We start from the raw sequence: 25,116 nt of genomic DNA, 5'->3' as shown, positions 1-25,116 counted from the left end.
TACTCCTTCCAAGCATTGCTTTATCAACACCGTATCAATAAAATAGATAGTACCACAATGAAAATGAATTGACTATTTGCAATATTTTTCAAACCGTCGTTTAATCAACAGGGAAGGAGAAACCGATTATAATCATCGATTTAATCGACAAAGGAGAAGGAAATGTCTATGAGGAAAAAGGAAGATCCACGAGCGACTCGCTCTAAAAATATGTTTAAACAAGCTGCGCTTTCGCTTCTGATCGAGGAACCATCCATGACACAGGTCACGGTACAGAAGGTAGCCGACCGTGCTGAATTAAATAGAGCCACATTTTATTTGCATTATGAAGATATTCATGATCTGATCACCAAGGTAACTAATGAAATCTTTGACGAGCTGTCAATAAAGATAGAACCGCTTGTCCAGTCGGAAATCATGGATAACGAAGAGGACCTTACACGATTTTTGGATTATATATACGATAATAGGAAACTCTTCGCTGTACTGTTTGAGCATAAAAGCTATGAATCGAGGTTATTTAATCTGTTCAAGAATTTGATTGAAACGAGAAGAGATAAAGCATTGATCACGAGAGGGTTACCAGAACACTTGGTATCGATCGAGATTCTGACAGCTTCCATTATTGGGGTGATCATGTGGTGGATTCGAGACGGAATACACTTTAGCTCAGAGCATATAGCGAATCAAATTTCAATGATTTACAAAAGGTCACCTATAAGTTAGCCATAAATTCAATATTGAACATGAAAAATCCCTCCATGGGGAGGGACATTTAATCTACTTATTATATATTGTGCCAATCATTTCTTTGAGAACGGAGGCAGAGTGATTGAATTTCTCGGTTTCTGTCTTGTCCAGTCCAATTTCGATGACTTCTCGAATTCCACCGCGGTTGACTATTGCGGGTACGCCGATATATACATCTTCTTGGCCATATTGGCCTTCCAGCAGACAGGATACGGTAAGAATGCTGTTCTCGTTTCCAAGAATGGCCTTAGTGATCCGAACGAGGCACATTCCGATCCCGTAGTAGGTAGCTCCCTTTCGCTCAATAATATGATAGGCGGCATCCCGTACATTGACGAAGATCTCATCAAGCTTGGATTGGTCTTGTGGATTATTACGGCGCTCCAGCACTTTGGACAAGCTTTCAATTCCGATGGATGCTTGGCTCCATACCGCAAATTCGGTATCCCCGTGCTCCCCGATAATCGCTGCATGTACATTACGAGGGTCGACCTGCAGGTAATCACCAATCATGTAGCGGAATCGTGCCGAGTCCAGGGTTGTACCGGAACCAATGACGCGCTCCTTCGGCAGACCTGATTCTTTCCAGGTCACATAAGTGAGTATATCTACGGGATTGGTAGCTACGAGAAAAATCCCGTCAAATCCACTGTCCATAATCTCGCGTATAATGGTCCGAAATACTTTCGTATTCTTATCAATGAGATCGAGTCTAGTCTCGCCAGGCTTTTGAGGAAGTCCTGCTGCAATAACGACAAGATCTGCAGAGTTGCAGTCTGCGTAAGTACCGCTCCACACTCGAGTGGGTGTTAATGTAAAAGCCATTCCATGATTCAGATCCATGGCTTCACCTTCTGCTCTGCTCTCGTTAACATCAATTAGCACAAGCTCTTCTGCCAAGCCTTGATTAATCATGGAATAGGCATAACTGCATCCTACTGCTCCTGTTCCAACAAGTACAACACGGTTGACATTATTCTTCAAGACAGTCACCTTCCTTTATATGTTTTATTAACCATATCATAGAAGTCTGTTTCATTTTATCAGCTGATGAACATTCATGAAAGCTTGTCATGCATAGTACAATCCAGAATCGTCATCATAAGGAAAACGAAGGGCGAAGGAGACAGAAATAATTTGCTATGCCTTGTTCAAAAGAGCAGCCGATAGGGAGGAGGGATCGCAGAAGGGCTGAGACAGTCAAGGAATCAGCAGGATGTGTTATTTCATTGTTCGGTTTCTGGGCGAAACTTTCAGGTTATTGTTATAGAGGAGCTGTTGAATAAGTTGAAATGATAGTAACTGCAATCATAAAAGACTGCCGACAATACATGCCAGCAGTCTTCTTCAGTAATCGCAGTAAGCCCATCTCTTACTCGCTTGACAATTCCTTGAGCGATTTTACTTTACCATGTGGATGCTGTTCTTGCTTGCGTGACTTCCAGGCAGCTTCTTTTCGTCTCTTCTGGTTGGTCATAACAGTAATCCTCCTTAGGCAAATGAGATGTATACTACTTCTTTAGGGTGTCATTGCGCGGTGAATTTCATTCGTCTATATCAAGTTAGGCAGCTCCAATATAACGAAGTTTGTTAAATTTTTTCTGATAACGAAACGAAATGGGACTTAATGTCGTACATAAAAAAGGAAATAAGTGAAATCATGTAAGTATTCATTTCCTGTCATGATGAGAATCATGAGGTATGTACTAGAGTCATCAGCAAGAACATTTTAAATGGAGAGAGGGTAACACGATTGGAGTCTATTTGGCTGGAGTATGCATGGGCGCTGCTAATTCTTATTGGATTGGAAGGATTGTTATCAGCGGATAATGCCCTTGTTCTGGCGGTAATTGCGAAGCACTTGCCGGAAGAGCAGAAGAAGAAAGCGATCAATTATGGAATTATGATGGCCTTTGTGTTTCGTTTTGGTGCCTTATTCGCCATCTCGTTTATTGCAAACGTTTGGCAAATACAGGCCATCGGTGCAGCGTATCTTCTATACCTCGGATTAAAGCATGTTATCAAAGCAAAATTCGGGAAGAAAAACGAGAAAATTCGTGAGGACGTCAAGGAAAAAGCTGCCGGAAAAAGCTACTGGGCCACTGTTGGTAAAATCGCGCTTGCCGATATCGCCTTTGCGATTGACTCTATACTGGCTGCAGTAGCTCTTGCCCTCGGACTTCCGGATTCACCGCTTGGCAATTTCGGAGGAATGGACGGTGGTAAATTTATCGTTGTAGTGCTCGGTGGTATCGCTGGACTGGTACTCATTAAGTTTGCTGCCACATGGTTTGTGAAGCTGCTTGTTGACCGCCCGGCACTGGAAACGACAGCCTATGCAATCGTTGCATGGGTTGGTGTGAAGCTGGCTGTAATTACCCTTGCCCACGAGGACATCGGAGTGCTGGATCATCACTTTCCACACAGCACAGGCTGGACGCTTGTATTCTATGGGGTGTTGGTTGCTATTGCACTGTGGGGCTGGTTTGCTCCAGCGAACAAGAAGCAAGCGGCAGAAGATATTGTATAGTTTCAACCTGCTGTCAGCAGAGAAATATAACTTGTCGTTGACAATATGAGCATGGAATTCCAGGAGCTGCGAATGACGCGGCTCTTTTTATATTTTATATCCGCTTGTTCTTACCCTATGTAGGGCTGATTTGATATTATACATAGTGAAACAATTAATAACTCAACAGCAATTCACTTCATTTTTTCTATAGTATTGTGAAATTAACTCAGCCTTAATAGAAATTGGGTATCATTAGAGTTGGATCAACTAAGGAGGAAGTGTACTATGAAAATTGCGATCATAACAGAAACATTTCTGCCTTCTACTGACGGAATAGTGACCCGATTAACAGCGTCGATTCGCCATTTTCTCGCCGAAGGTCATGAAGTGATCGTTATTGCGCCGGATCTGGGAGTCACAAGCTTTGGTGAAGCGAGAATTTATGGCATCCCAGCACGTCCACTTCCGTTATACAGAACGAAAAACTTTGCAATGCCGAGCCCTAAAGTAGGTAAGCTGCTGAAAGAGTATGACCCTGATGTTGTGCATGTTGTCAATCCGGCTCTACTTGGGGCTGCCGGAATCTATTACTCGAGAAAGTATGGTTACCCATTACTGGCGTCGTATCATACCAACCTGTCGCAGTATCTTGATTATTACAAGCTCTCTTATTTAAAAGGATTGATGTGGTCCTATATACGATCACTTCACAACCGGGCAGCCGTCAATCTGTGCACTTCCCATACTGTACAGGAAGAACTAACGTCGCGGCAGTTTCGGAATGTACTGCTCTGGAAACGCGGTGTCGATACCGAATTGTTCAGCCCGACTCAATACAGTCCGGTTATGCGTGAACGGCTGTCTCAAGGACAAGAAGGCAAGAAGATATTGCTCTATGTAGGCAGATTGGCAGTAGAGAAGGAAATAGAGAAGCTTAGAGATCTGTTTGATGCTTCTGATCAATTTGTTCTGGCCATTATCGGAGATGGACCGCATCGACAGGCACTGGAGAATCATTTTAAGGGTACTCCGACACTCTTTACGGGCTTCCTGTATGATCAAGAGCTGGCACAGGCGTTTGCATCCTCCGATGTATTTGTTTTCCCATCAACGACGGAAACGCTGGGACTTGTCCTCCTGGAAGCCATGGCGTCCGGTCTTCCTGTTGTTGCTGCAAGAAGCGGGCCAACAGTTGAACAGATTAGACACGAGCATTCAGGATTATTGTATGATGCTAACGATCACAACGATTTTATCTCCGCTGTCTGTCGGTTTGAAGATGAAGCTGTAAGAAAAAGGATGGCAGAGGCTGCTTATCAAGAAAGTATAGGCAAGGGGTGGTCAGAGGCGGCAGAGCAGGTGCTTGGCTATTACAAACAGACGATCTTAGAAAGGAAGCTCAAGCATAACGAGGAAATCTTGAATTCCAATTAGAAGGAGAGATGACGGCTTGAATTCAGCGGTGAATGATATTGGACTTATCCTGGAAGGCGGGGGAATGAGGGGGTTATACACGGCAGGTGTATTGGATTGCTTAAGCGATTGGGGCATCGAATTTCCGATTGTTGTATCTTCATCCTCCAGCGCGCTCATTGGAAGTTATTATATTTCGAATCAGAAAGGGAAGATATACAAGGCCTTTAATCAACTGCTGGATGGTCGTAGTCTTGTTTCACTGAAGCGGATGCTGACCCATCAGGAGCTTTTTCATATGGATCTGATATTTAATATTCTGCCGACGCAGCTGGCACCCTTTGATTATAATACCTTTTCTCAATCGAATGCATTGTTCCTGATCACGACGACGGATATGGCAACGGGATCTGCAATGTATCATGATCAATATGATTCGGCGGAGCATCTGTTCAACCTGGTCCGTGCTTCAAGCAGTCTACCTGTACTCTCTCCAAGTGTATTGTTCCAGGGTAGACGTCTTCTTGACGGCGGCGTAGCAGATCCAATTCCGATTCAGCCTTCCATTGATCGAGGCTACAAACGTCATCTTGTCGTTCTAACCCGAAATAAAGGGTATATAAAAAAGCCTGAGCCTTACGGCTGGATGTATTATGGATTGTTCAGACAATTCCCTCATCTCCAGCATCAGCTGAAGAAAAGACATCATTACTATAACCAGACAACAAAGCGATTGATCCGAATGGAGAAGGATGAAGAAGTATTCATCATCCAGCCTGAACACCCTTTGATTGCAGGGAGAACGGAGCGCAACAAGCGAGTGCTTATGCAGCTATACTGGCAGGGCTACCGTGAAACAGAGCAGCAGAAGGATGCCCTCTTCCGATTTTTGTTTAATTCACATAATAAGAACAGATTGAATGCGTAAAGGATGGGTTAAAGATGACAAACATGGATGTACATAAAAAAATAATTGTATTTGGCGGCGATGGCTTCTGTGGTTGGCCGACCAGCCTTCACTTGTCCAGTTTAGGACATGAAGTGATTATAATTGATAACCTATCCAGAAGAAGAATTGATGAGGAGTGCCAGACCAATTCTCTTACACCAATTCAGTCCATGGAAAATCGTCTTGAAGCCTGGAAGGAAGTATCAGGCAAGCACATCCAGCATTATCTTCTAAATGTCGCCGAGGATTACGATGACCTGTTAAATGTCATAGTGGAGGAAAAGCCGGATGTAATGATCCATTTTGCAGAGCAGCGATCTGCGCCTTATTCTATGAAGTCCTCTCGTTTGAAGCGTTATACAGTGAACAACAATATTAATGCTACTCATAACATACTCAGCGCAATCGTGGAGAGCGGCTTAGATATTCACTTGATTCATTTAGGAACGATGGGTGTCTATGGCTATGGTACGGCAGGGATTCCGATACCTGAGGGGTACCTAGATATTGAGGTAGTTACTGAAGCCGGAGATCGTGTGCAGCAGCAAATTTTGTACCCTACCCATCCGGGATCTATCTACCATATGACCAAATCTCAGGATCAGCTGTTGTTTGCTTTTTATAACAAAAATGATAAGCTTCGCATTACTGATCTTCACCAGGGAATTGTATGGGGAACGCATACCCGAGAGACTCAATTAGACGAAAGACTGATTAATCGCTTCGATTATGACGGAGATTATGGTACAGTTCTCAATCGATTCCTCATGCAGGCAGCGATTGGGCATCCGATTACCGTACATGGGACCGGTGGTCAAACGAGAGCCTTCATTCATATTCAAGATACCGTACGATGTATACAGCTTGCGGTTGAACATCCTCCTGCAACAGGTGATCGAGTGCTCATCATGAATCAAATGACCGAGACACATCGAGTTATTGATCTGGCTGAGATAGTGAGTCGGTTGACCGGCACTGAAATTGCTTTTGTTCCGAATCCAAGACAAGAGGCGGCTGAGAATGATCTCCATGTCGAGAATGGTCTCTTTCTATCCAAGGGACTGGTTCCGATTACGCTCAATGAGGGGCTGTTGTCGGAAATCACGGAGATTGCGAAGAAGTATGCCAATCGTGCCGATCATTCGAAAATTCCTGCCATGAGTACGTGGACGAAGCAGCAGAAGCCGGGATTGCTGTAATCTATTGAATTATAGTCTATAGAACATGGGTAGAAAAGGAGCAGCAGCCGTTCGTGCAGACGCTCCTTTTTGGCTTAAAAGAAATTTTAAGTTCCTTATTTTTATATGCAACAGTATTAATCTTATATTTATAACTCGAGCGGTTCGGTCTAATATATAGCAGCGAAGGATATTGTCTAACTCGTGCAATATCGCAAAGTGAGTACATAAGGAGACTTCTTAGAGTGAATAAACGTACAGGAACATTCAACAAAATTTATGCGATGCAGCTGGCAACGATATTTATTGGCTTCATCATATTCGGCTTGTCAGAGAACATTAAAGGTCCCGCCATCCCCCGCATTCAATATGACTTCATGCTGGATGAATCTCAGCTCGGTACATTGTTATCTCTAAATGCGCTTGGCTATTTAATTGCCTGCTCATTCACTGCTTATCTAACAAGATTATGGGGGATCAAGGTCATAACGGTGTTATCCTTTGCTGCTATGGCGATCTCGGGAATATTTATATTCCTATCACAGCAGTATGCCTTATTCTCAGCCTCCTATTTCTTGATGTATATCGGTAACGGCATGCTGGAGATTGGGCTCGCCATTCTTGGTGCTCGTATATTTGTGAAGAACACGGGAACGATGATGAATTTGACCCATGGATTCTATGGCCTGAGCTCGACAGTGGCTCCTCTAATTGCAACAGGACTTATGGAGGTTACAATTAACGGATATACGCTGGATTGGCGAGGAATGTACCTTGTCATGCTGCTTTTGTCTGTTATTCCTATCATTTTTGCCCTGTTCAGTTCTTTTCCTGGTGATGATGTCGCACAGGAGGATCGTTTGCCGCTAAAAGTTCTCCTGAAGGACCCCGTGCTATGGCTTATGGTGCTGGTGTTATCATTCGGAGTTGTATCTGAATTGGCTGTCGGAGGGTGGCTCGTTAACTTCCTTGAGAAGGCTTACGGCTGGGATACTGTGTCGGCTTCAGGTATGTTATCAACCTTCTTCCTATGCTTCGCTCTGGCGAGATTGATCTTAGGTCCTGTTACAGACAGAATCGGATTTACCCTATCTTTAATTATTTTCTCTGGAGTATCTGCAATCTGTACATTTATTGCTATATTTGGCGGAGAACAGCTTGCATTTCTATTTGCGGCTTCAGGGATCGGTATTGCGATGATCTATCCAACGGTGATGGCCTTCATCGCTAGACGATATCCAAACGGAAGTGATACCGCCATTACGTTTACCGTCACGCTTATGGGAGTAGGCAGTGTGATCGGGAACTATCTTATTGGAGCTATTACAGAGTGGACGAAGAGCTTCTTTGGCGCAGATACCCAGCTCGGGCTATTCCGGGGACTGCAGGCGGGTTATGGATTCATCGGATTATGTGCCGCATTATGTGCAATTACAGGGGTCATTCTATATATTTATTTGTCCAAACGTAAGCAAGTCATATAATGAGATCATACTCTTTGATGAAAGGATCGTAATTTACATGTATTACAAAGGTGCGCTTCCAGGAGTTGATAATTTGATCTATTTCAAGAGCGACGTTCAATTGAAAGAAAATGACGTCGTTGTCTTGAATGATCAGAAATATTTCATTCAAAGTATAGAGAATGGATTGCTGCTGCTTCTGAGAGTTGGTTCGATTGTTACGGTAAGTGTGTAACAGCATGTGATAGATATTAAGACTAAGTCGCCTGATTTGGCGGCTTTTTTCGTGTGATTTGGTTATCGGTGATTCACGTTGACATGACCTGATTGGAGTCTTATAATCGTTTCGTCAACAAACGGTTTTTTTAGATGTAAAGTGTGCATATATCGAAAATGATGATAAAGGAGTGTAGGCATGGCAGAATGGAATCAAGAGTACATTGTACTCTCCGGGGCAAGGGAGAATAATTTGAATGATGTGTCCCTGCGCATCCCGAAGCGAAAGATTACCATCTTCACCGGCGTGTCGGGATCGGGCAAGTCATCTATTGTATTTGATACAATCGCCGCAGAATCTACTCGCTTGCTGAATGAAAATTTCAGTATGTTTGTACGCAATTTTCTCCCTCGTGTGCCGCAGCCGGATACGGATTCGATTGAGAATCTAAGCATGGCCGTTATTGTGGATCAGAAACGACTGGGGGGAGGGTCGCATTCCACGATGGGTACAATTACTGATATTTCTCCGATCCTGCGCCTTCTGTTCTCTCGAGTCGGTCAGCCGCATGTTGGGGCAGCGCATATGTTCTCTTTTAACGATCCGCAAGGGATGTGCCCGGAGTGCAGCGGCTTGGGACGGAAGCTGGGTGTTAACATGAATAAGGCCATCGACATGTCCAAGTCCCTCTCGGAAGGAGCTATTATGCTGCCTGACTATTCGGTGAACGGCTGGGAATGGAATATGCTGATGCAGTCTGGAGACTATGATCCAGATAAGAAGCTGAGTGATTATTCGGAGGAAGAGCTGGATCATCTGCTCTATTCCAAAGCACGGAAAGTGAAGATGGATTTTGCCGGAAAGCCAACAAATGTGACGGTAGAAGGTGTCATTGAGAAGTTTACCAACAAATACATCAAGCAGGATGTAAAGACCAAATCCGAACGGACACAAAAAACAGTCGCACCCTTTATCTCTGAAGGCCCTTGCTCGAGTTGTCACGGTGCGAGACTCAGTCAAGCCACTTTAAGCTGCAAAATTAATGGGCTTAACATTGCGGATCTGTCCTCTATGGAAGTGGGAGAGCTGCTTAATGTGATTCAAAATATTGACGAGCCGATTGCAGCTCCCATTGTTAAATCGCTGACAGAGCGGCTTCAGCATCTTGTCGATATTGGACTCGACTATTTGACACTGGATCGTGAAACAGATACCTTGTCCGGGGGTGAGTCTCAGCGGGTCAAGATGGTCAAGCATTTAAGCGGGAGTCTGGTTGACGTAACTTATATTTTTGATGAGCCCAGTGTGGGTCTTCATCCAAGGGACGTGCATAGACTGAATGAATTACTGCAGAAGCTGCGCGATAAGGGCAATACGGTGATCGTAGTTGAACATGATCCTGATGTCATCAAGGTCGCGGATCATATTGTGGATGTAGGTCCTTATGCCGGAAGTCGCGGCGGGAATATCGTATATGAAGGCAGCTACCAAGGTCTGCTTGAGTCGAATACGCTCACGGGCAACCATATGAAGCTTCCGCTTCAATTGAAGCAGGAATCGAGACGCCCCTCAGGACATCTCTCGATCAAGGATGCATCGCTGCATAATTTGAAGAACGTGAGTGTTGATATTCCAGCAGGCATTCTGACCGTTGTTACAGGAGTTGCTGGTTCGGGCAAAAGTACGCTGATTAACGATATATTTCTCAGCGAGCACCCTGATGCAATCGTGATCGATCAATCCGCAGTTGGTGTCTCAACACGTTCAAATCCGGCTACCTACACGGGGATTATGGATGATGTGCGCAAAGCGTTTGCTTCCGCAAACAAAGTAAACCAAGGCTTATTCAGCTTTAACTCCAAAGGGGCTTGTGAGAATTGCCAGGGGCTGGGGGTTGTATATACGGACCTTGCATTCCTTGACAGTGTGAAGCTGCCGTGTGATGTGTGTGGAGGCAAACGCTTTAAGGAAGAGGTGCTGGAGTACAAGCTGAACGGCAAATCGATTGCCGATGTACTGGCAATGACGGTAGAGCAGGCCCTGGAATTCTTTGAGCTTAAGGAAGTCGTCCGTAAGCTGCAGGCGATGAGTGATGTAGGACTAAACTACGTGACACTGGGACAACCCCTCAGCACATTGTCTGGCGGAGAATGTCAGCGTATCAAGCTGGCAAGCGAGCTGCATAAGAAGGGCAGCATCTACGTTATGGACGAGCCGACAACGGGTCTCCATATGTCCGATATTGGCCACCTGCTAGCGATCATGAACCGTCTCGTAGATGCTGGCAATACGGTCATTGTCATTGAGCACAACCTTGAAGTAATCAGTCAAGCGGATTGGATTATTGATCTGGGGCCTGATGGAGGAAGCAAGGGCGGTCAAATCGTGTATGAAGGTCCCCCAGCACAGATTCTTCATGCGGAATCGTCGATTACCGGACGGTACCTAAGGTAAAGGTGGTACTTTCTTCGATTATTGAACGATGTATGTTAGAATAACAGCTTAACTTACTTCTGGAGGATATAGAATGAATCAACGATTTCGAATTACAAGATCGATGCAAGATGCTGCGGAAGCTCTTGAAATTTCATTAGATGAGTGCAAAGCCTATTTTGCAGAGAAGGATGATTTTACTTATGAGACTGTACTGACTGTCAAAGGTCCGGAGAGCACGATGTCAATTAAGGGTGATTTCTTCATGTGGGAGCTGAGAGAGATGCGGATTCCGTTCCGGCATTATAATGGGGATATTTATGTAGCCATTTCTCAAGAAGAGGTTGTACCTAAGATGATGGAAGTCGCGTCAGATCTACGTGCAGACATTGTGGAAGGTTAATGAAGTTCACATCAGGGGTTAATGAGTAAATAATAAATACTTTAAATCAGAGCCACCTAACAGGGTGGCTCTATGTATTATAAAGGGAGCGTGTTAGACACAGCAGAAGCTGGAGTATACAAAAAAACAGACCCGACTGGCTGCCGAGTCTGTTTATAAATAAAAAATGATTTGCACACAAAAAAGCAATGTGATACTATGTTGAAACGAATGTCTCAATACATTGTCACAAGGCATAATGAACCTATTTTTTATCTCACACTATTATTTTATCATATGCCTTGTGGATTGTCAAATCTCGAATGAAGGGCGGATCTGCAAGTGATGAATACTAAAGAATGGAACCTAGAGCAGGAACGGTTAAATCAGGTTGTACGGGAGCTGGAAGCGAGAATCATTGAATTGGAACCGGAGGTTACTGGGCTGCATGATCAGGTAACAGGTATTCGCCGTCGTTTCTGGGAAGAAGTGACCGTCAACACCAATACGCATGAGGACTTTGAAGAAACGTTTTACAGCATAAGGCAGCAGGAGGCGCTATTGTCAGAGCGGGAGAGAAGCCACAAGCTTCGCTTGCAGCAGTTGAGGAATATGAAGCGATTACTGAAATCGCCTTATTTCGGCAGGATTGATTTCAAGGAAAAAGGGATGAGCGTCACGGAGAAGGTTTATATTGGCGTTTCTTCCTTTGTAGATTCGGAAGGGATGGATTTCTTGGTTTATGACTGGCGCACGCCCATAGCAAGCATGTATTACGATTATGAGCCTGGAGCGGCCAGCTATGATACACCCAGCGGACAGATCGCGGGTATGATGACGCTTAAGAGACAGTATCAAATTCGGCAAGGTGAGCTGTGCAATGTGTTTGACACAAGTCTGACGATCGGGGACGAACTATTACAACAGGTGCTTGGTCAAGGTGCAGACCATCAGATGAGGAGTATAGTAGCCACAATACAGAAGGAACAGAACGCAATTATTCGTAACGATACCAGTCGATTGCTGATCGTTCAGGGTGCAGCAGGCAGCGGCAAAACTTCAGCAGCGCTTCAGCGGGTTGCATATCTTCTCTACAAGCATCGGGAGAGATTAACCGCAGATCAAGTCGTTCTATTCTCGCCCAATCCGATGTTCAACAGCTACGTGTCGACTGTACTGCCTGAGCTCGGCGAAGAGAATATGCAGCAGGTGACCTTTCAGGAATATCTTGATTATTCGCTCAGCGACACATTTCATCTCGAGGATCCGTTCGATCAAATGGAATATGTATTGACAGCACAACGATCCCATGAAGAAGAGTACGCAGCAAGGTTAAGCGGTATAAAATACAAAGCTTCCGAGGGATTTCTAAATGTGATACAAAATTATGCAAATTGGCTTACGCACGAAGGGATGAAGTTTAGAGCCATTCGGTTTCGTGGACGTGATCTAATCTCAGCAGAGCAAATAGAATCTAAATTCTACAGCTATGATGCTTCCATTCGACTTGCCAATCGGATTGCTCTGTTGAAGGAGTGGCTGCTAAGTGAACTTCGTATTCTTGAGAAAAAAGAGCTGGAAGCTTCTTGGGTACGAGATGAGCTTGATTATCTTGATCAGGATGCATATGCCGAAGTATATCGTGAATTGCATAACGAGAGGGCGGTCTTTGACTTTGCCGAACAATATGAAGAGGTCAGAGAGAGATTAAATAACCGGCGCAGGGCGGATGAAGGGGATTTTGATTTCGCCGATCGAGAGGAAGAGCTGCTGCGAGTAATGGTTGTGAAAGAGAACTTCTCACCTGTAAAACAAAGTGTAAAGCGGTTGTCATTCATTGATCTAGCTCAGATATATTCGAATTTATTTGAGGAAGAGCGTGTGTTTGGACAGATGGGGGATCAAGCAGATATGCCGTCATTATGGCCGCAGATTTGTCAGCAGACGAGGGATAAGCTCGGGCAGCTTGAATTATTTTACGAAGATGCTACACCCTATTTGTTTTTAAAAGAGCTCATTGAAGGCGTGCGGACAAATACCCAGGTGCGGCATGTGTTCGTAGACGAAGGACAGGATTATTCGATGTTCCAATATGAGTACCTCAAAAAAATGTTTCCTCGTGCTCGAATGACGATTTTGGGTGATTTCAGCCAGGCCATCTACACGCAGGCAACGGAGCTGCATGGTGTTGACTCCCCCCTCATTCGGCTATATGGTGAAGCAGACACCAGTGTATTTCACCTGGTTCGGAGTTATCGTTCGACGAGAGAAATTGTTGAATTTACCAAAGCGTTGCTGCCCGAAGCCAAAGAGGTCATCCCTTTCAATCGCAGTGGCAGGAAGCCTGACCTATATAGAATTGAAAATGGAGAGAATCGGATCATTCGTATTGCTGAGCACCTCACTTCTCTTAGGGAAGAAGGACTAACCTCGATTGGTATCATTACAAAGACGGCAGCCGAGAGTAAAGAGGCATTTGAGCTGCTAACTGCAAGTGGCTGCCAAGATGTGAAGCTGGTAACGAAGGGTACGCTCACCTTTGAAGCGGGTGTGTCGATCATCCCTGTCTACTTGGCAAAGGGTGTGGAATTCGATGCTGTCCTTATCTATGATGCGTCTGCTGATAGTTATCAACAGGAGAGCGAGCGTAAGCTCTTCTATACGGCCTGTACACGTGCGATGCATCGGCTGCTGCTCTATTCAACAGGAGAATGGACACCGTTCGTCCAATCACTGAATGCAGATTTGTTTGTGATGACCCAGGCATAACGAGTGCTGTTCGTAGCTGCTTTGAGCCATCCCAAAAGATGACTTAGCCTTAAAAAATGACCACTTACCGTAGATTGGCATCTATTTTCCAATCTACGGATTAGATTATGTATATAAATACATGAATCGAAAGGTGGTTCACACGTTGAGAATTGTCATTAGCATTTTGGCAGGCATCGTCATTATTGCTGTATTAGGATGGGTCATATTAGCTGTGATGAATAGGCCGTTGTCAGAGGAAGAAGCCAGTGAACAGATCCGCAGCCATTTATCCAAAATCGTCAATAACAACCGTGATTTATCGAGTGTCTTACTAACGATTTACTCCAACCAAACGGGATACCATGGACAATTTGCGGTAGGAACAATAAACCGTTCTTCACAAAAACCTGTTCATGCTGACAGTCCGTATCATTCTGCCAGTATCGGTAAAACGATGTGCGCTGCTGTCTTTGGTTTACTGGTGGATGAAGGCAAGCTTGAATATGAAGATAAGATCAATAATTGGCTCGATCAGGATATACTTGAGAGATTATTTGTGATAGACGGCATAGATTATAGTGATCAAGTAACGATCAGACACCTCTTGAACCATACTTCAGGAGCTGCAGATTACTTTGAGGGTCCCGTACTGCACGGGGAACCGATGCTGACAAGAATCTCATCAGATCCAGATCTTGCCTTCACTCCCCAGGAACTCATCTCATTCACAAGAGATTATCAAGAACCCGTGGGAATTCCGGGTCAACAATTTTATTATTCGGATACGGGCTATATTTTGCTCGGACTTATCCTGGAAGCGGTGGAAGGTCGGCCTTACTCGACAATTTTAGAAGAAAAAGTATTTAAACCATTAGGCATGGATCATAGTTATTTGTTCACTAAGGATCGACCGGCGGCGGCTGAATTACTTGGAATCTACATCAACGATATTGACTTTAGCAGAAGAGATGCATTATCGGTTGACTGGGCAGGCGGAGGAGTGGTCACAACGATGAATGATCTATTAAAGTTCATGCGAGCACTAGAGGATGGAGAATGGTTGTCTGATGAGGTATACCGTCAGATGACGAGCTTTGATCAGCAATATGAAAAAGGGATTCATTACAGCATGGGCATGATGTTATTTGATTTTAGTGAGCTGTCCTTTCTGCTGGGCTCAATGACCGATCTGTATGGCGGTGTCGGCGCTACTGGGACTTATATGCTCTATGATAAACAAAAGGATACGTATTTTATTGCGAATTTCGGTTCTCTGGAATACAAGAAAAAAGGGATTGAGGAGTTAATAAAAATCAGGATGATCTATGATAGGATGGTTGTAGAATAACGAATTTGGTATGCTGTCAATAGGAGACTTCGGATGGTTCAATTGATATGTTCAGATAAGGTTCGGGATAAATTAAGGCAAGAATTGATCAAGTATCAGATAGAAGTCTCGCAGGACAGCAGTATTGTACTCGTAGAACGAGGTCATGATCTGCCCAAGGAGAAGCTCAGTATTGTTTTTGATGCACTGGATTACATGGATGTAATTAAGCTGCTCGTGTCCGGTATTCGTGATGATTATCAGATCAGGAATACACTAACCGGATTTCTGGATAATAAATTTGCAGTCATCGATCCAACAGATGTCTTATATCTAGAAGCGGGATCGGAGGGGATTATGGCCTATACGGTCAAAAATCAATATAGTATCAAAGAGACGCTGCAGTATTACGAGAACCTGTGGGCTGTAAAAGGATTTGTGCGAATTAATAAATCCCAGCTCGTGAATTTGCTGCATGTCAAAGAGATTATTCCTTGGTTTAACTCCAGATATGTCATTCGTATGGACAACAACACAGAACTAGAAGTATCAAAGATGTTCTCGAAGAAGCTTAGGAACACACTTAAAATATAGGAGAATCACGATGGAAAAGATTCATTATGCAAACATTATAAAGTCATTTTTTCTGGGCCTCTTCATGGGTGTGATTCTCCAGTTTCTAGACACATCAGATACAGCGTTCACCTATAGAGCAATGGTTGTACTGGCCAGCGGAAGTATAGGGCTCATCATTGGGTTCCTTACGGAATGGGTCACAGCTCTTCTTCCGATTAATATTGCAAATCCTCGAACCTACTTTTTCATTAACAATCTGATTGCCCTGCTGGTGACAGCATGCATAATGATTACTTTTTATATGTTAAGCAGAGGCGAAATAGAGAGCAGAGGAGAATTCACCACGTCCCTGCTGATAGTGCTTGCCATCATTTGTATTGCGAATGTATTGGATTATGTAATGTACCGACGAGCGCAGAAAAGGTTGGAGAGGTTTAAGAATGTAGTTAAGAGGAATAACCTGTAGCTGAGAAGCGTTATGTCATAAATAGGGCATGGATCGACAGCCCACTTCACTAAAGGATATCTAGTGGTTTGTTTTTGTATTGAGCATTACAACAAAACAGCAGCTTTTGGCTGCTGTTTTTACTTTATATCAGGAATACAACCTATACTGCCTTTTCAATCTCGCCTAAGACCACGCCTTCTTTTACCGATCTCGCTCTGTTAATGGTATACAATATGAGTCCAAGTATGATCCAGCCAGATCCGAGCAGAAGAGAAGAAAGCTCAAGCAAGGTGATCAGATAGAATACAAATCCAGCACCAATAAGCGGGAATGCAAGGCGGAATACGAGGTCTTTAGATTCTCGCTGCTTATTCCGGATTATGTAATGGAATATGACAGATAAGTTTACGAACAGGAAGGCGGTTAGTGCTCCGAAGCTGACAAACATGATGGCAGTTTCAAGACTGATAAATATAGCGAACAAGGAAATGATGCTGACGAGTACGATGTTAAACACCGGAGTCCGGAATTTGGGATGAATGGAGCTGAATTTGCTTGGAAGCAGGGAGGATCTGCCCATGACCAAGAGAAGGCGTGACACCGTAGTCATGGAGGCCATTCCTTGCGCAAGTATGGAGAAGATAATAACAAAAGTGAAAATTGATGCAAGTAAACCCCCGCCAATCATCTGCATGAGTTCGAATCCGGCAGCGTCGATATGACTAAATGTGAGGGAGGGATATAGCTGCTGTATGAGGTATGCTGTCACAAAATACATGATTCCTGCAGCGATCACAATAATCATGATGGCACGAGGAATGGTCTTCTTGGGGTCTTTGGTTTCTTCCGCCATTGTTGTAATCGAATCGAAGCCAAGAAATGAGAAGCAGACAAGGGAAGCGCCGGCCAAAATAGAGGAGAAAGAAACTCCCGTCGTGCTGCTCAGTGGATTCAATCCGGCAGTAAATCCTTCAGTTACTGCTTTGTAGGCAAGAAATGCGCAGAAGCTGGCGATAAACAAAATTTGCATCATTACAAAAATCTTGTTTATGTTTGCAGAGGTCTTTATCCCAATTATATTAATGGTCATGACGACAAGCGTCAGCAGGATGATCCATACATAAGAGGGTACAGTCGGGAACTGGGCATGTAGATTAATGCCAAACATCAGAACCGCGACAATACAGGAGAACAAGTAATCCAGCAATATGACCCAGCCGACAATGAAGCCCATAAAAGGATTCATTGCTTTGCTTACATAGGTATAGGCAGAACCGGATACAGGAAATGCTCTTGCCATCTGACCGTAGCTTGCTGCGGTAAATAAAATCGCTGCGAAGGCCAGAACATAGGCTGCCAGCAGCATCCCTCCTGAACCTTCATGAAGCACGCCGAAGCTTGTGAAGAAAATCATGGGGGACATCCAGGCAAGTCCCATGGTCACAACATGAGTGAGTGATAGGTCTCTTTTTAGTGTTATGGTTTGTGACATATACATCCTCCTCCAATAGCTTATTTATCCGCAAATTCTCGCATGTCATTTCTCCTCACATTGTTTCAGGGTTTTTTTCAAAAATCAAGCATTATTTTTGATGATAATAGAATCATATGTTCTGATTTAGTGGAAAACACAAGAGTAATAGTACTTTAATGCAAATAAATTTGAGGTATTTCTTTATTTTCCGGAAATATATATTGCATTATCGGATATTTAGAGTTAGTATTTATGACATCAACAATTACATACCAAAGTTTTCTAGGGTTCCGGGTCGTATAATCGACTGGCTGGTCCGAGAGAAAACGCATCAGCAGCTTATCTACTGATGTACACGGCGGGAAAAAAGCCCGGGAGAATCCATCAAAGTGTTCTTTGATGTTTCTCCCGGGCTTTTTTATATTTATATGCACACAGGAGGAATGAGATCATGACAGCATTATTCTCAATTACAGTAGAGCCGGGCGGCAAATGGTCAGCTTATGTGGGCAGAGGTAAAACCATTACCTTTACAGCGCAAAGTGACAGGGCCAATCTGTCTACATTATTGTTTCACGCACCTTTTCCATCGGAAAGATACAATATGCCAGATACGCTGAAAGCTCAGCATACTGCATTTTTGACACAAGGACATGTGTTAATGAGTGATCAGGGCAGAGTACTTGCCTCGATTACTGAGGATTCGGTTGGTTGGCATGATCCGCTCTCCGGATATACAACAAAGCAAATGACGGATGACAAGTATGGTGTCACAAGTTATCAGAAGGATCGGAACCAGCGGCTGCGAAATGGGGAAGAGAATTTGATTGTGGAGATGTACAGACACCATTTGTCTCCGCGGGACTTGAGCTCCCCCATCAACTTCTTCTCGAAAGTCATCTGTGAGCTGGACGGAACGATGAAGTATGTCTCTCAATCCACGGCAGGTAGATCGGTGACCCTTCGAACGGAAATGGATGTGCTGCTGGTCTTGTCGAACACGCCTAATCCAATAGACCCGACGACCGAATATCCTGCATCGAGTGTTCAAGTGGATGTCGCGGATGCGGCGCCTGTTACTGAAACCGATCCATGTGTAACGCTTTGTGATGAGAACAGACGAGCGTTTGAGAATACCTGGAATGCTTACGCATTGATGAAGGGAGCGAACGAATGATGAGTACAATTAATCCTAATCCCGTAACAAGCAGTCTCAAGCCAGAAGATGCAGTATACAAACAGATCATTCCGGCAGGTGAGGGCTGGCTCTATGATCTGAAGCAGGGGCAGGTGCTGCGAATCGTTGATGTGGAAGGGAATCAGGCCGTGGACACCCTTTTTTATTCAAGTGAGAATCCAACCGATCATTATAGTGCTGTACGCACCATATCAAATCAGGGCAATATTTATCTAACAACAGGCTCCACATTGCTGGCTGAATCCGGACAGGAGCTGCTTCGCATTACGGCTGATACTTGCGGCAGACATGATACGATCGGAGGCGCTTGTTCGGCGCAGAGCAATACGGTACGTTACGCACACGACAAGCTGCCGATGCATAACTGCAGAGACACCTTCATGCTGATGTTATCTGAGCGGAGTGAGTACACCAAGCGGGATCTGGCTCCTAACGTAAATTTCTTTATGAACGTACCTGTTACACCGGAAGGTGAGCTGACTTTTGCAGATGGAATCTCTGGTCCAGGGCGATATGTAGAGCTCATTGCTCTTGTGCCCGTAACCGTGCTGATCAGCAATTGTCCGCAGCTGAACAATCCGTGCAATGGCTATAATCCTACTCCGGCGGAGGTTCTAATCTGGGAAGCGAAAGGGGAGCAATTCGATGTTTAAAAAAGTACTTGTTGCCAATCGCGGTGCTATTGCGGTTCGAATTATTCGCACATTGAAAAAGATGGGGATTTCATCTGTGGCTGTCTATACGAAGGCAGATCGCGACAGCCTTCATGTCGAGCACGCGGATGAAGCTGTTCTTATCGGGGATGGACCCGCTAAGGAAAGCTATGTGAATGCAGAGCTCATATTGAATACGGCTCTAGAGTCAGGTGCGGATGCCATCCATCCGGGATATGGGTTCCTAAGTGAGAATGCGTCCTTTGCCCAAGCCTGTGCGGATCATGGGATTGTCTTTATCGGCCCATCTGCAGAACATATTGAGCTCTTTGGTCTAAAGCATACAGCACGTGCCATGGCAGAGGAAGCTGGTGTTCCGCTTCTTCCGGGAACCGGGCTGATCGATACAGTTGAAGCAGCCGCTCAGCAGGCAGCAGCGATCGGTTATCCTGTCATGCTGAAATCTACAGCAGGCGGCGGAGGAATCGGAATGCGGATCTGTGAGGATGAGTCTGTGCTCCGAGCCGCCTTTGATTCGGTAACTCGCCTCGCGATAAGCAACTTTAATGATGGCGGCGTTTTTCTCGAGAAGTACATTGCAAGAGCGCGTCATGTGGAGGTACAGATCTTCGGAAGCTCGAACGGTGAAGCTGCAGCCCTTGGCGAACGAGATTGCTCTGTACAGCGACGGAATCAAAAAATCATTGAAGAGACACCAGCACCACAGCTTCCTGAACATGTGCGGTCAGCGATGCTGGACAGTTCACGCAGGCTTGCTGTGACAGCAGGTTATCGGAATGCGGGTACGGTTGAATTTTTGTACGATCCAGAGCATGAACAATATTATTTTCTCGAAGTGAACACTCGTCTTCAGGTAGAACACGGCGTCACGGAAGAAGTGCTGGGTATAGATCTGGTGGAATGGATGGTAAAAGAGGCAGCGAATGAGCTTGATTTATTAAATACAGATATGCCTCAGTCCAAGGGTCACAGCCTTCAGGTTCGTTTATATGCCGAGGATTGTGTCCATGATTTTCGTCCAAGTGATGGCCGGATTGATGCGATTCATTGGCCGGAGGGTGTACGTGTGGAATCCTGGATTCAAAAAGGGGTGGAGATCACGACGCTGTATGATCCGATGCTGGCCAAGATTATCGTCCATGCAGATACAAGATCTGAAGCCATTGCGAGAATGACAGAGGCTTTACAACGTCTTCGTATATATGGAATCACTACAAATCAATCTTATATTGAGGCGTTCCTCCAAACCGAGCTCTTTCAAAAAGGTGAAGTCTACACGCGCATGCTCGGCGGATTCATGCCTGATGAACGTGCGATCGAAGTGCTGGACGGTGGTGTGCAGACGACGGTACAGGATGTTCCGGGGAGAACGGGATATTGGGATATTGGTGTACCCCCTTCAGGGCCGATGGACCGTCTTGCTTTTCGGATCGGCAACAAGCTCCTTGGTAACAAGGAGGAAGCGCCAGGTCTTGAACTGACCCTTCGAGGTGGAGAATATCTGTTCAGAGAGAAGATTACATTCTGTATCACGGGTGCAGATATGGGGGCAGAACTAAATGGTGTGCCTATAGAATTGTATACACCGACGGCAGCACCTGCAGGGGCGATTCTTAAATTTGGTGAAGCTAAGAAGGGGATGCGAGCTTATCTGCTCGTAGCAGGCGGTCTTGATATGCCTCTCACATTAGGTAGTGCATCGACCTTTACACTAGGCGGCTTCGGAGGACATACGGGGAGCGCTCTGAGAGCCGGCGCTGTTATTCGTGTATCCAGCCAGACCGATGGAGGAACGCTGCAGCCACTTGCTGAAGGTTCGCGTCCGATGTACACAAGAGAATGGACCATTGGAGTTATACCGGGACCGCATTGTACGTCAGAGTATCTGCTTCCTGCATATTTGGACCAGCTGACAGGAACAGAGTGGGAGGTTCATTTTAACAGCTCAAGAACAGGTGTGAGATTGATAGGCCCTGCGCCGCTGTGGGCGAGAGAAGACGGGGGAGATGCAGGACTGCATCCTTCAAATATCCATGACAATGCTTATGCGGTTGGTGCGCTGGATCTAACGGGTGATATGCCTATATTACTCGGACCGGATGGCCCAAGTCTAGGTGGATTCGTCTGCCCGGTAACAACGGCATCGGCAGAGCTGTGGAAGATCGGCCAATTAAGTCCAGGGGATAAGGTACGATTCCAGCTGATTACGGTAGAAGAAGCAGAGCAGCTAAGATATGAGCAGGAGCAGTACTTGAATTCTCTATCACGAGACTCCGTATTGCCATTGCTGCCAGAGCATTCTACGGGAGAATACATACCTGTACTGGCATTTGATGAGGAGCATAGACGGTTTCCAATTACCGTCCGTTGTTCCGGGGATGAGAACATTCTGATTGAATATGGAGATCGTGAACTAAATCTTCTCTACCGCTTCCAGGTGTATGTGCTCATGCAAGCACTGCAAGAAAACGGAGAAATTCCTTATATTGAAATGACACCTGGCATTCGTTCCTTGCAGGTTCATCTGGATGCTTCAAGGATGACCGTCAAAGAAGCTGCAGCTCGAATTATGGAGATTGATCTGCAGCTTCCGGAATTAGAGTCCATTGAAGTGCCTTCTCGGATCGTGAAGCTTCCTTTATCCTGGGATGATCCGGCGACGAGGCTGGCCATTGAACGTTATCAGCAAAATGTTAGACCGGATGCACCTTGGTGTCCGAGCAACCTAGAATTCATTCGCAGAATGAATGGACTTGGTTCCTTGGAGGAGGTTGCGGAGATCGTATTTAATGCTTCTTATCTGGTGATGGGACTTGGAGATGTTTACTTGGGAGCCCCTGTTGCCGTACCGCTAGATCCAAGACACCGGCTAGTCACGACGAAATATAACCCGGCGAGAACATGGACACCGGAGAATGCGGTAGGAATCGGTGGAGCTTACCTCTGTGTGTACGGTATGGAAGGCCCTGGAGGATATCAATTTGTCGGTCGAACCGTTCAAATGTGGAACAAATTCCGGGAAACAGACAATTTTGAACAAGGCAAGCCATGGCTGCTTCGTTTCTTTGACCAGCTTCGCTTCTATCCTGTATCCGAGGAAGAGCTGCTGCAGATGAGAGAGGATTTCCCGAGAGGTGAGTTCAAAGTAGAGGTTGAGGAGACGACCTTCAAACTGGGTGAATATTTGCACTGGATCGAGAGCATCGAGAATGAGTCAGGTGAATTCCGTCATCAGCAGCAATCGGCCTTCCAGGCAGAGAGAGCTTATTGGAAGGAGCTTGGTATTGCTGAGTATGTAGCTGAGCCTGAGGTGCATGCTTCATTTGGAGAGGAGGAACTGCCCGAAGGGAGTCTCGGAGTTAACAGCTCGATGTCGGGTAGTGTATGGAAGGTATTAGTGGAAGAAGGGCAGCAGGTTAAGAAAGGCGATACCATTATAATAGAAGAAAGTATGAAAATGGAGTTTCCACAGACGGCTCCATTTGACGGAATCATCTCATCTATTTACGTAACCTCCGGTGACCAGGTTCGCTCCGGTGACTGTATTGCTGCAATTACACCGATTGAACAGGAGGCGACAGCATCATGACATGGAATGCCGTACCGTTTAACATGACATTGGAATCCTTACGGACAGGGTATTTGAACCAGCAGTTTACACCGCTTGAGGTTATTGAGGTCATTATTCAAAGAGCGGAAGAAGACAAAGACAAAAATATATGGATCTTGCCGCCATCCATTGAACGGATATCTTCATATATACAGCAGCTGCAGCATTTAGATGTGGCGGAACACCCTTTATGGGGAATCCCCTTTGCCATAAAGGACAATATCGAGGTTGCCGGCTGGCCTGTGACGGCCGGGTGTCCGGACTACTCCTATACTCCAGCTGAGCATAGCGAAGTCGTTGCGAGATTGATTGCAGCCGGAGCTGTTCCTGTCGGCAAGACGAATCTGGACCAATTTGCGACCGGTCTCGTCGGTACAAGAAGTCCCTATGGAGAAACACATAACGCACTGAGGAAGGAATTGATTAGCGGCGGCTCCAGCTCAGGATCGGCCGTAGCTGCTGCCCGGGGGCAATGTGCTTTTTCACTTGGAACGGATACGGCTGGATCGGGTAGAGTTCCAGCGGCATTAAATGGATTGGTAGGCTATAAGCCGGCTGTAGGTGCATGGCCGTCTGCAGGCTTGATTCCGGCTTGCCGAAGTATTGATTGCATAACCGTGTTTGCCCACAGTGTTGAAGATGCTGAGAAGATCGATCACTTGGTTCGCGGTAAAAAACAAGGTGATGCGTATTCCAGAGATCTTCCGCTTGGAAATTCCGTGCTGCCTGAGAAATGGCTGCTTCCCCGAGGAGAGCTTACCTTCTATGGCCCTTTTGCTGCAGCATACAAGAAAGCATGGGAGGAAGTAAGACACAGCATCACTTCATCCGGGCATCTAGTGGAGGAAGTCGATATTTCCATCTTGCAGGAAGCAGCTGCACTGCTCTATGAAGGTCCCTTGGTCGCAGAGAGATGGTCTGATCTTGAGTCATTTATTGAAGCCAATCCAGACGCTGCCTTCCCCGTAACAGAGCAAATTCTTAGGTCTGGAGCCAGAGAAGATTTTACTGCCGCCGCATTGTTCCGTGCACAGCATAGATTGGCTGAAATGAAAGAAATAACCAGGGGAATGATGACAAATGGTGTCTTGGTTCTTCCTACATGCGGAGGCACGTGGACACGTGAGCAGGTTCGTATCGATCCGATTCATACCAATAGTCAAATGGGACTTTATACGAATCATTGCAACCTATTGGATCTGAGTGCAGTTGCTATTCCAGCAGGGGAGGCGGAGGAGGATTTACCGTTTGGAATCACGTTGTTCTCACTGCCTGAAGAGGAATCAAGCATGGTCGAGGCAGCGAAATGGTATCAGCAACATGAGGAGCATGTCACAATTGCAGTGTGTGGACTTCACATGAAAGGTATGTCGCTGGAGAAACAAATGACCGCACTTCGTGCCGAGTTTATTAAAGAGACCTATACCTCTTCACATTATCAGCTGTATAAGCTGGATACATTGCCTCCGAAACCGGGTCTGGTTCGAGTGAATCATAACGGAGCGGCGATTCAGCTTGAGCTGTGGAAAATGCCTGTGGCCTCGTTCGGTCGATTTACGGCTTCTATTCCATCTCCCCTTGGAATTAGCAAGATCGAACTCGAGGATGGGAGATGGGTATCTGGATTCATATGTGAAGTAGCGGCAGTTCAACATGCGCTGAATATAACAGCTTCCGGCGGCTGGAGACATGCTGTCGTTCATAACTAACCTAATGTATTGGAAATAATGCCTATACTCATGATGATTTCATGAGTATAGG

Annotated in this window: 20 protein-coding genes and 1 riboswitch; of the genes, 17 read left to right on the top strand and 3 right to left on the bottom strand. The window is 45.4% G+C overall.

Going from position 1 to position 25,116, the window contains the following annotated elements; genetic code table 11:
• The first annotated feature begins 162 nt into the window (after positions 1-162).
• A complete protein-coding gene (locus ACFSVM_RS11385) occupies positions 163-726 on the top strand; it encodes a TetR/AcrR family transcriptional regulator (RefSeq protein WP_379262198.1) in 564 nt (187 codons plus the stop codon).
• A 54-nt stretch (positions 727-780) separates the two neighbouring features.
• On the opposite strand, the gene ACFSVM_RS11380 is transcribed toward ACFSVM_RS11385, so the two are convergent.
• Positions 781-1,734 carry an L-lactate dehydrogenase gene (locus tag ACFSVM_RS11380; protein ID WP_379262196.1) on the bottom strand — a complete coding sequence of 318 codons (954 nt, stop codon included), beginning with the start codon at positions 1,732-1,734 and terminating at the stop codon, positions 781-783.
• A 388-nt stretch (positions 1,735-2,122) separates the two neighbouring features.
• Positions 2,123-2,227 (bottom strand): DUF6254 family protein, encoded by a 105-nt coding sequence (locus ACFSVM_RS11375; RefSeq protein WP_256209697.1) that lies wholly within the window; start codon positions 2,225-2,227, stop codon positions 2,123-2,125.
• 276 nt (positions 2,228-2,503) lie between these two features.
• Between ACFSVM_RS11375 and ACFSVM_RS11370 the strand changes: the two genes are divergently transcribed.
• The 12 genes from ACFSVM_RS11370 (at position 2,504) to ACFSVM_RS11315 (ending at position 16,417) form a co-directional block, all read left to right on the top strand.
• Entirely contained in the window at positions 2,504-3,280 is a 777-nt protein-coding gene (locus ACFSVM_RS11370) for a TerC family protein (RefSeq protein ID WP_076313834.1), read from the top strand.
• A 267-nt stretch (positions 3,281-3,547) separates the two neighbouring features.
• Positions 3,548-4,696 carry a glycosyltransferase family 4 protein gene (locus ACFSVM_RS11365; RefSeq protein ID WP_076313835.1) on the top strand — a complete coding sequence of 383 codons (1,149 nt, stop codon included), beginning with the start codon at positions 3,548-3,550 and terminating at the stop codon, positions 4,694-4,696.
• A 16-nt stretch (positions 4,697-4,712) separates the two neighbouring features.
• Positions 4,713-5,603: a patatin-like phospholipase family protein gene (locus tag ACFSVM_RS11360; protein ID WP_256209698.1), complete on the top strand. Its 891-nt coding sequence runs from the start codon at positions 4,713-4,715 to the stop codon at positions 5,601-5,603.
• 14 nt (positions 5,604-5,617) lie between these two features.
• Entirely contained in the window at positions 5,618-6,823 is a 1,206-nt protein-coding gene (locus ACFSVM_RS11355; protein WP_083655943.1) for an NAD-dependent epimerase/dehydratase family protein, read from the top strand.
• A 263-nt stretch (positions 6,824-7,086) separates the two neighbouring features.
• Positions 7,087-8,286 (top strand): MFS transporter, encoded by a 1,200-nt coding sequence (locus ACFSVM_RS11350; protein WP_143757762.1) that lies wholly within the window; start codon positions 7,087-7,089, stop codon positions 8,284-8,286.
• Between the two features lie 37 nt (positions 8,287-8,323).
• The gene (locus ACFSVM_RS11345; RefSeq protein WP_177178700.1) at positions 8,324-8,500 is read left to right on the top strand and encodes a hypothetical protein; all 177 of its coding nucleotides are present in this window, start codon (positions 8,324-8,326) and stop codon (positions 8,498-8,500) included.
• 180 nt (positions 8,501-8,680) lie between these two features.
• The gene (locus ACFSVM_RS11340; RefSeq protein WP_379262192.1) at positions 8,681-10,936 is read left to right on the top strand and encodes an ATP-binding cassette domain-containing protein; all 2,256 of its coding nucleotides are present in this window, start codon (positions 8,681-8,683) and stop codon (positions 10,934-10,936) included.
• A gap of 73 nt (positions 10,937-11,009) precedes the next feature.
• The gene (locus ACFSVM_RS11335; RefSeq protein WP_090724427.1) at positions 11,010-11,318 is read left to right on the top strand and encodes a hypothetical protein; all 309 of its coding nucleotides are present in this window, start codon (positions 11,010-11,012) and stop codon (positions 11,316-11,318) included.
• A 324-nt stretch (positions 11,319-11,642) separates the two neighbouring features.
• The gene (helD, locus tag ACFSVM_RS11330; RefSeq protein WP_379262983.1) at positions 11,643-14,066 is read left to right on the top strand and encodes an RNA polymerase recycling motor HelD; all 2,424 of its coding nucleotides are present in this window, start codon (positions 11,643-11,645) and stop codon (positions 14,064-14,066) included.
• A 145-nt stretch (positions 14,067-14,211) separates the two neighbouring features.
• Positions 14,212-15,396: a serine hydrolase domain-containing protein gene (locus ACFSVM_RS11325; RefSeq protein ID WP_076313840.1), complete on the top strand. Its 1,185-nt coding sequence runs from the start codon at positions 14,212-14,214 to the stop codon at positions 15,394-15,396.
• 33 nt (positions 15,397-15,429) lie between these two features.
• A complete protein-coding gene (locus ACFSVM_RS11320) occupies positions 15,430-15,969 on the top strand; it encodes a LytTR family DNA-binding domain-containing protein (protein WP_379262189.1) in 540 nt (179 codons plus the stop codon).
• A gap of 10 nt (positions 15,970-15,979) precedes the next feature.
• Positions 15,980-16,417 carry a hypothetical protein gene (locus ACFSVM_RS11315; protein ID WP_379262187.1) on the top strand — a complete coding sequence of 146 codons (438 nt, stop codon included), beginning with the start codon at positions 15,980-15,982 and terminating at the stop codon, positions 16,415-16,417.
• 142 nt (positions 16,418-16,559) lie between these two features.
• Here the strand turns inward: ACFSVM_RS11315 and ACFSVM_RS11310 are convergent, their stop codons facing one another.
• Entirely contained in the window at positions 16,560-17,891 is a 1,332-nt protein-coding gene (locus ACFSVM_RS11310) for an APC family permease (protein ID WP_076313843.1), read from the bottom strand.
• 253 nt (positions 17,892-18,144) lie between these two features.
• A riboswitch (guanidine-I (ykkC/yxkD leader) is annotated at positions 18,145-18,253 on the top strand.
• Between the two features lie 71 nt (positions 18,254-18,324).
• Here ACFSVM_RS11310 and ACFSVM_RS11305 point away from each other — a divergent pair.
• From ACFSVM_RS11305 to ACFSVM_RS11290, 4 genes are read left to right on the top strand one after another with little or no spacing between them, the layout of a single operon-like run.
• Positions 18,325-19,050, top strand: coding sequence for an urea amidolyase associated protein UAAP1 (locus ACFSVM_RS11305; RefSeq protein WP_379262185.1), 726 nt, complete (start codon positions 18,325-18,327; stop codon positions 19,048-19,050).
• Positions 19,047-19,724 carry an urea amidolyase associated protein UAAP2 gene (locus ACFSVM_RS11300; protein ID WP_379262183.1) on the top strand — a complete coding sequence of 226 codons (678 nt, stop codon included), beginning with the start codon at positions 19,047-19,049 and terminating at the stop codon, positions 19,722-19,724. Before ACFSVM_RS11305 ends, ACFSVM_RS11300 begins: the two co-directional genes overlap by 4 nt.
• Positions 19,717-23,334, top strand: coding sequence for an urea carboxylase (gene uca, locus ACFSVM_RS11295; RefSeq protein WP_379262181.1), 3,618 nt, complete (start codon positions 19,717-19,719; stop codon positions 23,332-23,334). The genes ACFSVM_RS11300 and uca overlap by 8 nt, the downstream gene beginning before the upstream one ends.
• Positions 23,331-25,064 carry an allophanate hydrolase gene (locus ACFSVM_RS11290; RefSeq protein WP_379262179.1) on the top strand — a complete coding sequence of 578 codons (1,734 nt, stop codon included), beginning with the start codon at positions 23,331-23,333 and terminating at the stop codon, positions 25,062-25,064. The genes uca and ACFSVM_RS11290 overlap by 4 nt, the downstream gene beginning before the upstream one ends.
• The last annotated feature ends 52 nt before the right edge of the window (positions 25,065-25,116 follow it).

It is taken from the genome of Paenibacillus shunpengii, from assembly GCF_042684905.1.
Taxonomy (GTDB): domain Bacteria; phylum Bacillota; class Bacilli; order Paenibacillales; family Paenibacillaceae; genus Paenibacillus; species Paenibacillus shunpengii.
This window is presented reverse-complemented; position numbering and strand designations above follow the sequence as displayed.

Excerpts from the sequence above, each read along its gene's own strand:
- ACFSVM_RS11385 (WP_379262198.1), top strand. The coding sequence starts at position 163 with ATGTCTATGAGGAAAAAGGAAGATCCACGAGCGACTCGCTCTAAAAAT.
- ACFSVM_RS11375 (WP_256209697.1), bottom strand. The coding sequence starts at position 2,227 with ATGACCAACCAGAAGAGACGAAAAGAAGCTGCCTGGAAGTCACGCAAG.
- ACFSVM_RS11365 (WP_076313835.1), top strand. The coding sequence starts at position 3,548 with ATGAAAATTGCGATCATAACAGAAACATTTCTGCCTTCTACTGACGGA.
- ACFSVM_RS11355 (WP_083655943.1), top strand. The coding sequence starts at position 5,618 with ATGACAAACATGGATGTACATAAAAAAATAATTGTATTTGGCGGCGAT.
- ACFSVM_RS11350 (WP_143757762.1), top strand. The coding sequence starts at position 7,087 with ATGCAGCTGGCAACGATATTTATTGGCTTCATCATATTCGGCTTGTCA.
- ACFSVM_RS11345 (WP_177178700.1), top strand. The coding sequence starts at position 8,324 with ATGTATTACAAAGGTGCGCTTCCAGGAGTTGATAATTTGATCTATTTC.
- ACFSVM_RS11340 (WP_379262192.1), top strand. The coding sequence starts at position 8,681 with ATGGCAGAATGGAATCAAGAGTACATTGTACTCTCCGGGGCAAGGGAG.
- ACFSVM_RS11335 (WP_090724427.1), top strand. The coding sequence starts at position 11,010 with ATGAATCAACGATTTCGAATTACAAGATCGATGCAAGATGCTGCGGAA.
- helD (WP_379262983.1), top strand. The coding sequence starts at position 11,643 with ATGAATACTAAAGAATGGAACCTAGAGCAGGAACGGTTAAATCAGGTT.
- ACFSVM_RS11320 (WP_379262189.1), top strand. The coding sequence starts at position 15,430 with ATGGTTCAATTGATATGTTCAGATAAGGTTCGGGATAAATTAAGGCAA.
- ACFSVM_RS11315 (WP_379262187.1), top strand. The coding sequence starts at position 15,980 with ATGGAAAAGATTCATTATGCAAACATTATAAAGTCATTTTTTCTGGGC.
- ACFSVM_RS11310 (WP_076313843.1), bottom strand. The coding sequence starts at position 17,891 with ATGTCACAAACCATAACACTAAAAAGAGACCTATCACTCACTCATGTT.
- ACFSVM_RS11305 (WP_379262185.1), top strand. The coding sequence starts at position 18,325 with ATGACAGCATTATTCTCAATTACAGTAGAGCCGGGCGGCAAATGGTCA.
- ACFSVM_RS11300 (WP_379262183.1), top strand. The coding sequence starts at position 19,047 with ATGATGAGTACAATTAATCCTAATCCCGTAACAAGCAGTCTCAAGCCA.
- uca (WP_379262181.1), top strand. The coding sequence starts at position 19,717 with ATGTTTAAAAAAGTACTTGTTGCCAATCGCGGTGCTATTGCGGTTCGA.
- ACFSVM_RS11290 (WP_379262179.1), top strand. The coding sequence starts at position 23,331 with ATGACATGGAATGCCGTACCGTTTAACATGACATTGGAATCCTTACGG.